The 10,324-nt window shown below is 48.3% G+C and carries 14 protein-coding genes; 9 read left to right on the top strand and 5 right to left on the bottom strand.

The genetic code is table 11. The annotated features are described in order from the left end of the window. The first annotated feature begins 268 nt into the window (after positions 1-268). Complete coding sequence (locus A3751_RS10110) at positions 269-598, top strand: NGG1p interacting factor NIF3 (protein WP_068455271.1); 330 nt, start codon at positions 269-271, stop codon at positions 596-598. Here A3751_RS10110 and A3751_RS10105 read toward each other — a convergent pair. Then, positions 595-1,164: an NUDIX hydrolase gene (locus tag A3751_RS10105; protein WP_068455256.1), complete on the bottom strand. Its 570-nt coding sequence runs from the start codon at positions 1,162-1,164 to the stop codon at positions 595-597. The two genes, A3751_RS10110 and A3751_RS10105, sit on opposite strands and share 4 nt — an antisense overlap. A gap of 117 nt (positions 1,165-1,281) precedes the next feature. Here A3751_RS10105 and A3751_RS10100 point away from each other — a divergent pair, with 117 nt between their 5' ends. The 6 genes from A3751_RS10100 (at position 1,282) to cobB (ending at position 5,146) form a co-directional block, all read left to right on the top strand. Next, positions 1,282-1,911, top strand: a complete 630-nt coding sequence (locus A3751_RS10100) for a CoA pyrophosphatase (protein WP_068455253.1) — start codon at positions 1,282-1,284, stop codon at positions 1,909-1,911. Next, positions 1,892-2,425, top strand: coding sequence for a gamma carbonic anhydrase family protein (locus tag A3751_RS10095; RefSeq protein ID WP_231876870.1), 534 nt, complete (start codon positions 1,892-1,894; stop codon positions 2,423-2,425). The genes A3751_RS10100 and A3751_RS10095 overlap by 20 nt, the downstream gene beginning before the upstream one ends. Further along, positions 2,422-2,610: a DUF1289 domain-containing protein gene (locus A3751_RS10090; protein ID WP_068455250.1), complete on the top strand. Its 189-nt coding sequence runs from the start codon at positions 2,422-2,424 to the stop codon at positions 2,608-2,610. The genes A3751_RS10095 and A3751_RS10090 overlap by 4 nt, the downstream gene beginning before the upstream one ends. Positions 2,611-2,682: 72 nt before the next feature. Next, positions 2,683-3,867: a formate-dependent phosphoribosylglycinamide formyltransferase gene (gene purT, locus A3751_RS10085; protein ID WP_068455245.1), complete on the top strand. Its 1,185-nt coding sequence runs from the start codon at positions 2,683-2,685 to the stop codon at positions 3,865-3,867. Then, positions 3,860-4,399, top strand: a complete 540-nt coding sequence (locus A3751_RS10080; protein WP_197466267.1) for a DNA-deoxyinosine glycosylase — start codon at positions 3,860-3,862, stop codon at positions 4,397-4,399. The genes purT and A3751_RS10080 overlap by 8 nt, the downstream gene beginning before the upstream one ends. 27 nt (positions 4,400-4,426) lie before the next feature. Next, positions 4,427-5,146 (top strand): Sir2 family NAD+-dependent deacetylase, encoded by a 720-nt coding sequence (cobB, locus tag A3751_RS10075; RefSeq protein ID WP_068455241.1) that lies wholly within the window; start codon positions 4,427-4,429, stop codon positions 5,144-5,146. A gap of 56 nt (positions 5,147-5,202) precedes the next feature. On the opposite strand, the gene A3751_RS10070 is transcribed toward cobB, so the two are convergent. The 4 genes from A3751_RS10070 to A3751_RS10055 all read right to left on the bottom strand — a co-directional run bounded on the left by A3751_RS10070 (position 5,203) and on the right by A3751_RS10055 (position 8,002). Next, complete coding sequence (locus A3751_RS10070; protein WP_068466602.1) at positions 5,203-6,321, bottom strand: SET domain-containing protein-lysine N-methyltransferase; 1,119 nt, start codon at positions 6,319-6,321, stop codon at positions 5,203-5,205. A gap of 3 nt (positions 6,322-6,324) precedes the next feature. Next, positions 6,325-6,642 carry a DUF2007 domain-containing protein gene (locus tag A3751_RS10065; protein WP_068455233.1) on the bottom strand — a complete coding sequence of 106 codons (318 nt, stop codon included), beginning with the start codon at positions 6,640-6,642 and terminating at the stop codon, positions 6,325-6,327. A gap of 16 nt (positions 6,643-6,658) precedes the next feature. Then, on the bottom strand, positions 6,659-7,000 hold the full coding sequence (locus A3751_RS10060) for a DUF2834 domain-containing protein (RefSeq protein WP_068455226.1): 342 nt from the start codon (positions 6,998-7,000) through the stop codon (positions 6,659-6,661). A gap of 111 nt (positions 7,001-7,111) precedes the next feature. Next, positions 7,112-8,002, bottom strand: coding sequence for a LysR family transcriptional regulator (locus A3751_RS10055; protein WP_068455262.1), 891 nt, complete (start codon positions 8,000-8,002; stop codon positions 7,112-7,114). Between the two features lie 223 nt (positions 8,003-8,225). Here A3751_RS10055 and A3751_RS10050 point away from each other — a divergent pair, with 223 nt between their 5' ends. Continuing rightward, positions 8,226-9,458, top strand: coding sequence for an acyl-CoA dehydrogenase family protein (locus A3751_RS10050; protein ID WP_068455223.1), 1,233 nt, complete (start codon positions 8,226-8,228; stop codon positions 9,456-9,458). A gap of 31 nt (positions 9,459-9,489) precedes the next feature. Then, positions 9,490-10,324 (top strand): phosphotransferase family protein (locus tag A3751_RS10045; protein ID WP_231876869.1); only part of this gene is annotated, 835 nt, incomplete at its 3' end.

Below are 10,324 nucleotides of genomic sequence, written 5' to 3'. Positions count from 1 at the left end.
CACTAAATGTTGTCAGCTTGTGTGCTTATTTTTGGTGCGTAATGTTTTTTATGCACAAAGTTTGCACTGCTTTGCTATGCCTTGAATTTGCTGGGTTGGAAAAAATATCTTAGAAGTATTGAAAATCTTAACGTATTGTTTTTAATAGCTTTTATTGTGTTTTGATCAAAAAGCCCTCAAGCTGTTTCAAACGTGCGTATTATCGCTATTCTTGCGCGTTTTTTATGTCTTACCCCCAGAGTTATCCACAGAAAGTGTGCATAAGTTTATGTCAGATCAACCCGATTATTTTTTGTGCTTTTACGTTCCGGAAGAATATGTAGAAACCGTTAAGAATAGTGTGTTTGAAGCCGGCGGAGGTCGACTGGGCGATTATGAACATTGTTGTTGGCAAGCGCGTGGGCAAGGCCAGTTTCGGCCGATCGACGGTGCAGCGCCATTTATCGGGAAGCACAACCGGCTTGAGCGACTTGATGAGTATAAAGTAGAGATGGTGTGTCAGAAGAGTGAGTTAAAGGCCGTTGTTCAGGCATTAAAAAAGGCCCACCCTTATGAAGAGCCGGCCTTCCACGTTCTCAAGCTTGAAACGGACTTCTAATCATCTTGAATGACTTCGAACTCGGGTTCTCTGGGTTCTCTATAAATATCTGAGACATGCGTTGAAAACTCGCCATGCTGTCGGTCTTCAAAGTAGAGTTTGAGGGTTCTTTTTACAGTCGGAAAGGCTAGATCATCCCACGGGATTTCGTCTTCTTCAAAGAGCTGGCATTCGAGGCTTTCGCTGCCAACGCCAAACTTGCCGTCAATTAATGTAGCAAGAAAATACATATGTACCTGATCAATCTGCGGAACATTAATGACCGTATACAAGGTGTGTAACTTGACTCTCGCTTCGGCTTCTTCCCAGGTTTCGCGGGCAGCGGCTTCCATCGTGGTTTCTTGGTTTTCCATAAAACCCGCCGGTAGCGTCCAATAACCGTGCCGGGGTTCTATTGCGCGTTTGCACAATAAGACTTTGCCTTCGTGGACAGGAATAGTCCCAGCAACGATGTTTGGGTTTTGATAATGAATGGTTTCGCATCCGAGGCAGACATACCTGTGTCTTGTGTCGTCATCGGGTATTTTTTGCGTTACTTCTTCGCCGCAACCACTGCAGTATTTCATCGATAATGTGTCCGTCTTCGCTTTATCATTGTGGTGCTCACCGTTTGGTAGGGCACTCGTTAACAATTCTTAGCCCCTATGCTAAGGTTCGTAGCCTCAAATTAGTAGTATTATTCGATGAGCCTTATAAATCAGTTTACATCTCGCCTTCAGGCTTACAAACCGCGCAAACTGGGTGAAGGCTTGCCGCAGGCGGGTGTGCTCGTCCCGGTCACGCGCAACGCGTCTACGCCGGAGGTCATTCTGACAAGACGCTCAGCTGCGCTCTCAACCCATAGTGGGCAAGTCGCTTTTCCCGGCGGGAAATTTGATGAAGAAGATCTTTCCCTAGAAACAACGGCATTGCGAGAGACGCATGAAGAAGTCGGCATTCCTCCAGAGGCTGTAGAATTGATTGGCCCTCTGAGTCAAGTGGTGTCGCTGCATGGTATTCAGGTTACGCCTTATGTTGGTCTCGTTCCGGAGAACATCCCGATACAACCCAACCTCGACGAGCTAGACAGCGTGTTTAAGGTTCCCCTGGAATACTTTATCGACACGAAGCCGAGCCGATTAGATCGGATGACCTACAAAGGTATTGCATTGCAGGTTCCATCGTACCACTACATCCACAATAACGAGCAATATGAGATCTGGGGTTTGACCGCCATCGTATTGGTGGAGTTCCTGAATCTTGCTATGGACGCAAATATAACAATATTCGATGATTATCAGCGGAGTAGATTTGATGTACAGCCTGAAAGATAAAGCGCCAAAGTTGATCGGAAAACCAGGTTTTGTCGCCTCTAACGCCACCTTGGTGGGTGACATTGAGCTGCATGAAGACGCAAGCATTTGGTTTAACGTGGTGATTCGCGCTGATAACGATAAAGTGGTCATTGGGCCGCAGAGCAATATTCAAGACGCTGCAGTACTGCATGTTGACCCCCGCTGCCCGATCAACATCGGCAGGGGCGTTACGGTTGGCCATAAGGCGATGTTACATGGTTGTGAAATCGGTGATTTCAGCCTGATCGGCATTAACGCGGTTGTGCTGAATGGCGCTAAAATTGGCAAGCATTGCTTGATAGGCGCCAACGCACTGGTAACCGAGAACATGGAAATTCCTGATGGATCAATGGTTGTTGGGAGTCCTGCCAAGGTAAAACGTACGCTATCAGAACCACAAATGAAGATGCTTGAAATGAGCGCGGGGCATTATGTGTCGAACTCGCAGCTTTACCTAAAGCATTTACAGAAACTTGAAGACGAGCATTCATGACAGAGAACGAAGTAAAACCTATTGCCTCCCCATGCGTCAGTATTTGTGCACTAGATGACTCCGATATTTGCGTTGGTTGCCACAGAAGCGGCCAAGAAATAGCCGGTTGGGGGGCTAAATCTGAAGCTGAAAAAGCGGAGATTATGGTCAAGGTGCGCGAGCGCGAAAAAAGTGCGTATATTTAAGAACAAAGAGAAAGGCCGGGGTATTCCATACTCTGGCCTTATTTTTATGAGGCTGGATAACAGGACGGAATAATGACAACACTCGGAACGGCGTTGACGGAAAACGCAACAAAGGTGCTTTTTTGTGGTGCTGGAGAATTAGGCAAAGAAGTGATCATTGAGCTTCAGCGTCTTGGCGTAGAGGTCATTGCGGTTGATCGTTATGAGAACGCACCCGGCATGCAGGTAGCCCATAGATCTCATGTGGTTGATATGTTGGACGCAAGCGCTTTACGTCATGTGATCGAACACGAAAAGCCGGATTTCATTGTTCCCGAGATTGAAGCAATCGCGACATCGGAGTTGTTAAAGCTTGAAGACGAAGGTTTCCAAATTGTACCTTCAGCTCGCGCGGTAAACCTCACAATGAATCGTGAAGGCATTCGCTCATTGGCAGCACAAGAGCTTGGCTTGCCAACATCAAGCTATGCGTTTGCAGATAACTTTGACGATTTTTCTGCGGCGGTACAGCGCATTGGCTTTCCGTGCTTCGTTAAACCGATTATGAGTTCTTCAGGTAAAGGGCAGAGCCGTTTAACCGATGCAAGCCAGATTCAGGCTGCATGGGATTACGCGCAGTCCGGTGGTCGAGCAGGTAAGGGTAAGGTCATTGTTGAGGGCAGTGTCGACTTCGACTACGAGATTACCTTGTTGACGGTGCGCCATGGCGGTAACACCTCTTTTTGCGCGCCCGTCGGACACGTCCAGAAAGACGGTGACTATCAACAGTCATGGCAACCTCAGGCAATGTCAGATCTAGCTTTGCAACGTGCCAAGGATATTGCAGACAAAGTGACGACCAGTCTTGGCGGTAACGGCTTGTTCGGTGTTGAGCTGTTTATCAAGGGTGACGATGTTTACTTCAGCGAAGTGTCACCACGTCCGCATGATACTGGGCTGGTGACACTCATCTCTCAGAACTTGTCTGAATTCGCGCTGCATGCGCGTGCTTTTCTTGGTTTGCCTATTCCAGAGATCGAACTGCTTGGCGCGTCCGCCTCGTCCGTTGTTTTGGTTGAAGGTGATAGCCGCAACGTGCGCTTCTCTGGACTAAATGATGCATTGGCCGAGGTGGGCACAAGCCTACGCTTATTTGGTAAACCGGAAGTTGCCGGTAAGCGTCGTATGGGTGTTGCTTTGGCGCGGGACGAAAGCCTTGATGCCGCGCTGGAGAAAGCCAAGCGTTCCTCTGCGGCTGTTATCGCGCATTGTGACTAGCACTCAGCCGGATAAACAGATCGATGTCGCTTTCCCTCCATTGGAGAGCGACAAAACAAGAGTCCTTGTTCTTGGCAGTATGCCCAGTCAAAAATCATTGGAACTGCAACAGTATTACGGCCATCCGCAAAACGCCTTCTGGAAGATTATGGCGACGTTAACGGGGGTAGCGCATGATGCGGATTATCAACAAAGAACGCTCGCGCTAATGAACAAAGGTGTTTCGGTTTGGGATACGATTGCGAGCTGTCATCGGCCCGGAAGTATGGATGCAGACATCGACACTCGCACTGTTTCGGTAAATGACTTTTGCGGATTTTTTGAGAGACATCCTACGCTGCAAATCGTGTTGTTTAACGGCCAAGCCTCTGCCAAGACCTTCCAAAAGCATTTGGGGAAAACCTTTCTCTATGAAAGAGGACTAGAATCATCCGTAATGCCTTCGACTAGTCCGGCATATGCGGCGATGTCGCTCGCGCTCAAAGAAGAGATTTGGCTGCGTGCTTTGCGTATCTTGGATAGAGAAGAATAAATCACACAGAAGACGGAAGATTCATTCATGAGATATCGCTCAGTTGTTGTGCTCACCGGCGCGGGAATTTCTGCAGAATCAGGCATTCAAACTTTTCGCGCCAGTGACGGCTTATGGGAGAATCACCGGGTTGAAGATGTGGCTTCGCCTGAAGGGTTTGAGCGTGATCCGGAGTTAGTGCTCGACTTCTATAATCAGCGGCGAGCGGGTTTGCTTTCCCCTGATATTCAGCCGAACCCCGCACATAAAGCGCTAGTCCATCTCGAGCGCGAAATGCGGCTCAATGGGCAGTCCTTTTTGCTCGTCACACAAAATATTGATGATCTGCATGAGCGCGCCGGTTCGGTCAACCTCAGGCATATGCATGGTGAGCTGTTAAAGGTACGTTGTCAGGTATGTGCGTCGCTGGAAGCGACTGAAGTCGCTACCACGCAGAAATCTGTGTGCTCGAATTGCGGTGCTGTCGGAGAACTACGCCCTCATGTTGTTTGGTTTGGTGAAATGCCACTCTATATGGATGAAATCTACCAAGCATTGGAGCAGTGCGATTTGTTTCTGTCTATTGGTACTTCAGGGAACGTGTATCCAGCGGCGGGTTTCGTTGAAATCGCAAATCGTGCAGGTGCTGAAACAATAGAAATTAACCTAGAGCCTTCAGCAGTGCATACCAGTTTTGACAGGCATGTCGAAGGGAAAGCAGGCGAAGCATTGCCAAGCTTTGTAGAGATGCTTCTCAATAGCGAGTGACTGCTCTCCCTCCAGCATCAATCGCGCGCTTGATATCGACGTGCTATACCGATCTGCTAAGTAGGCAACTTCTGTCTATTTGCCATTAACATGGCTTTTTCTTTTTTCAAAAGATGATAAAAGCGTAATAGCTTATCGGGGACGGTAGACTCATCGACTTGGTCAACTTGATTGAGCTTTATCTGGTCGTCCAGTAGCGTCCGAAAATAGTCTATCGCAAATGCTTTTACTTCCGTCTCTTGAGCCGGCTTGTTGATCCGAACTCTGCTTATCTCGGTTAACGCTTTGACTAAATCGACAGAGGGCGAATCTTCGATCAGCAGAACCAGTGGAGCGTTTAGATTGAAAGCTTTTTGTCCGGCGATATCGAGTTCGTTGACCGGGAAAAATCGTTTGATGTGCGCGAGCACTTTCTGACCAATAGCGCCCTCGGCAGAGTGAACTGCTTTTTTGCCGAAATTTATAAAGTGCGGGCCGCCTTGGTCAAAATAATTATAGTGAATCGCATGATCATAGAGGTCTTTCGCCCCATAGCTAATAAAGAGTTGTGCTCCGGCTTGATAATCAACTTTCGCGTGGACACAGAGCTTTCCGTCGCTGAACTTGTCTGATTGCCCAAGTAGATCAGAATGGTTGAATTGATCGAGCACAGGGACAACGCCAAAGGGGTGAAATGCTCGGCTGCGCATATTTAGATAAGTGCAAACGATGTCTTCTTTACTGCAAGAGGGCTCTGCTTTTGCAACAATATCAATGATATGGTCGGCCTGTTGTTTGGCTTCTCGAACCCACATGCATAGAACTGGGTGCATATCATTTAGGGTGGCAAGATCGTCCTCATTAAAAAAGTAATACGAATAGCGTTTTAGTTCCGCAAGACTCTCAAATCCCGCGATGACTCCGTTGAAGGTTGTGTTTTTGTTCCCCAGCTCGCAGGCGGCTGCGTGGAGCCAGTTTAGCGCTCTAGCATCTTCAGAGTCCCCAAAAGGCCCTTTTGTTGAATCGATAAGTTGATCGCATGGGAAGCTTGCCAATAGAGTTTCCTTCGGAATATCCGCCGTAGCATACATCCCGTAAATACCATTGACTTCGCGTCGTTCGATTGAAGGGTGTAAAAAGAGTCCGTGGGCTAAAGCCCAGTCTAACTGTGATTGGTATTGGAGTGTTGTTTTCATCGTTTACCGTTCATCAAGTGATACTTCTTTCTCGCAATTCCAGCAAATCTCAAAAGCAGGAGGGTTCTCTTCAGAGCAGTTAGAGCATCGCCAGTGCGTTTTATCACTGACGCCATGCATGACGTCTTCGATCAGTTCAACCGCTTTGTCGAGATGTGTCTCTTCGACCCAAATCTCCGGCCAAACTTCGATGGGCGGTACCTCTCCGGCGGCACTTCCTCCGAACTGGTTTTTCAGCTCGCAGGCAATGCCATTGTTTTCCAGAATGTTTTTGATGTTGTGCACGACCATCGCATTGTCGTGACTGAAGACGCGGATCATCGCTGTGAGCTAATGTTCATTCGCTGATTGCAGCTTGTGGGGACTGCTGCTTCATTCGTAAATATAAGTAGAGCGCAAAGCCAACAGCTGCACCGGGCATCATTCCAAGGGCAATGCAAAGGTAGCCGTATTTGTAGCCATATTGCTGACGCTCGTAAAGAATCCACGCGCTCATAATAAACCAGCACATAATCACATCGATGGAGTAGCCGGTCGCGTAGGGATTGACGAATCCCGCTGCAAAGGCGCCGATAATATCGCCATCTGCTAAAGCATTGGGGCTAACGTAAAAGATAAAGACCGCGAGAAAAATCGCAGCAGACAGGCCGATGGATAGCTTAAAGGTATTTTCGTTCATGGAGCTCTCTTATTGTTTTAATGAAATTTAGTGCGATTAAGATAGCGTACTCATTTGCCAAAAGAAATAATGCCGATTGGCTAGAAAACATGGCACGTATTTGTGGGATGTTTACTCTCTGAAAATATCGAAAATTCTCTCTCGCATCCATTGGTGTGCTCGGTCGCTCTCATGTCGCCCAGCCCAATACAAGTGCCAGTCCAACATTGGAATTGCAAACGGCAGTTCTAACACTTGCAAGTTTGTTCCCCTAGTTAGACTTTCAGGAATGGTTAGTAGCATGTCTGTTTTGGCTACGATGGGTCGCGCAGCTCTGGAATGCTGAATACGCAGTTTAATGTTTCTTTGTAGGCCCAGTCGTCCGAGATAGGCGTCAATCTGTCCGCCGCCTTTTCGACGGCTCGAGACGTGAATGTGTGCCTCAGACATATATTGATCGAGTGACAATGTACTTGCGATACGAGGATGTTCGCTGCGCGCTACGCATACGTAGCGATCCGTCGTGAGAGGGGTATTCACCAGATCGCTATGGTTGATGATTGGTACATCCAAAGCAAAGTCCAGCTCGCCCGCACTAAATGCGCGCACCATGTCCGCTCGAGGAATGGTATAGCTTTCAATATTAATGTTTGGCGCTTCACTTTCGATTACCTCCATCAGTCGAGGTAAAACGTAAGCCTCAGACGTGTCGTTCATCGAGAAGCGAAAGGTGCGATTGGATTGCTGCGGATCAAATGCGTCATGCTCGTTTAAGCTGCTCTGAAGAGACGCCAGGGCTTCGCGTACGCGCTCGATAATATTCTCGGTTAAGGGTGTAGGCACCATTTGACCCGACTGCCGGACAAACAACTCGTCATTAAAGTGGCCTCGAAGCCTCGCTAGCGCATTGCTGACAGCTGGTTGGGTGATATGCAGTACTTCCGCCGCTTTGGTGAGCTTCCGTTCGCTGTAAATTGTGTCGAGCACGATAAATAGGTTCATATCGATTTTCGAAAGTTGCATGCTCATTCACCCCTTTAGCCTTGGTATTTAGCGAGTTTTATGTAGCGTGATCACTGAAACTTATTAAACGATATAAATGAAATAAACTTCAATGATTTTGTTCGGCTTTTTACACTGGTTGTCTGATTTAAACGCGGGTATTTGTACTGTCTGTGCAAATACGCAAGCCGGCAAGCGCTGAAGTCGCAAACGTAACCGCGACGCTTACATTAGGAAGAGACAGATGGAATTCGAATATTCAGATCGTACCAAACAGTTAATGAAACAAGTTCAGGGTTTCCTGGATACGCACCTTTTCCCAATTGAAAATACGTTAAACGAGGCCATTGAGAACGGCGAAGACCGCTGGACTATTCCACCTCAAATTGAAGAGTTAAAAGCGCTCGCAAAAGAGCAGGGCTTGTGGAATTTGTTCTTGCCTGAGTCAGACTACGGTGCAGGCCTTAGCAACCTTGAGTACGCGCCACTCGCAGAGATCATGGGTCGTACTCGCTTTGGCTCGGAGATCTTTAACTGCAGCGCGCCTGACACGGGCAATATGGAAGTGTTAGTCCGCTATGGTTCTGAAGAACAAAAGAAACGATGGCTTGAGCCTTTGCTGGCTGGAGAAATACGTTCTGCTTTTGCGATGACAGAGCCAGATGTCGCGTCTTGTGATGCCACCAATATCGAAACCAGTATCGTGCGTGATGGTGATGAGTATGTGATCAATGGCCGTAAATGGTACATCTCAGGAGCGTGTGACCCACGCTGTGAAATCATGATAGTGATGGGCAAGAGCGATCCGGACAACGACAACAAGTACGTTCAGCAATCTCAGGTGCTTGTTCCGATGAATACGCCTGGCGTGAACGTGGTGCGCCCAATGAAAGTGTTTGGTAACGATGATGCACCGGAAGGGCATGCAGACATTGTGTTTGATAACGTGCGGGTGCCCGCTGAGAACATCATTCTTGGTGAAGGTCGTGGTTTTGAAATCGCGCAGGGCCGTTTGGGCCCAGGTCGTATTCACCACTGCATGCGTTTAGTTGGCGCAGCGCAACGCGCTTTGGAGATGATGTGTGTGCGTGCCGAAACACGCGTTGCCTTTGGCCGTCCTCTCAGCAAACAGGGTTCGGTGCGTGAGGCGATTGCAAAGTCGTACTGTGAAATTGAGCAGGCGCGTTTGTTAACGTTGAAGGCGGCAGATCAAATGGATCGCTTGGGTAACAAGGGGGCAAAGTCTCTTATTTCGATGATCAAGATTGTTGCACCTCAAATGGCATGTGATGTCATTGATCGAGCGATGCAGATTCATGGCGCGATGGGATTGAGTCAGGATACATTCTTACCTCAGGCTTATCAGATGGCGCGCGTTGTGCGCTTGGCTGACGGGCCAGACGAGGTGCATATGATGCAGCTTGGTCGTGGGCTCGCGGCTGGCTATGCCGGCGCGTATGCTGCCATGTCTCGTTAATCCAGAGATAACAAAAAGAAGAGGAAAGATTATGACGGAAACGACGACGGAAACGATGACGGAAACGACGAACCCTGAAGTGGATTCGCTCGATCTTGCAGCTTTAGGCGCTTATCTCGGCAAACATATTGACGGTTTTGGTGCACTGCAAAGTGCAGAAAAATTCTCTGGTGGCCAGTCGAATCCAACATTCAAACTAACAACAGACAAAGGCCAGTATGTTCTGCGCAGGCAGCCACCAGGCAAGTTATTGAAGTCGGCCCATGCCGTTGATCGTGAGTATCGTGTTTACAAGGCACTCGAAAAAAGCGCTGTACCAACACCTAAGGTGTATCACCTTTGTGAAGATAGAGACGTTATTGGCTCCATGTTCTACGTGATGGAGTGTTGTGAAGGACGTATCTTTTGGGATGCAGCTTTGCCAAAACTTCCGTCAAACGAAGAACGTACGCAGGCCTACGAGGAAATGGGTAAGGTGCTAGCAGCGATCCATTCTGTTGATGTGGATGCCGTTGGCTTAGCCGATTACGGTAAACCAGGTAACTACTTTGAGCGCCAACTTTCTCGTTGGACGAAGCAGTATCGAGATTCAGAGACTCAGAAAATCCCGGCGATGGACCAATTAATTGAATGGTTAGAGCAACATATTCCAGAGGATGATGGACGGGTATCGCTAGTACATGGCGACTACCGCCTTGACAACATGATGTTCGCGCCCGATGAGGTGCGCGTCATTGCAGTGCTTGATTGGGAGCTATCGACGCTTGGTCATCCTTTTGCCGATCTGGCGTATCAGTGTATGCAATTACGTATGCCCGCCAATGCAGGCGATATGAGCGGTCTGGCCGGTGCAGATCGAGGTGCGC

Source organism: Oleiphilus sp. HI0080 (assembly GCF_001635135.1).
The sequence above is the reverse complement of the archived record's forward strand: the minus strand, read 5'-3'. Positions and strand labels throughout refer to the sequence as shown.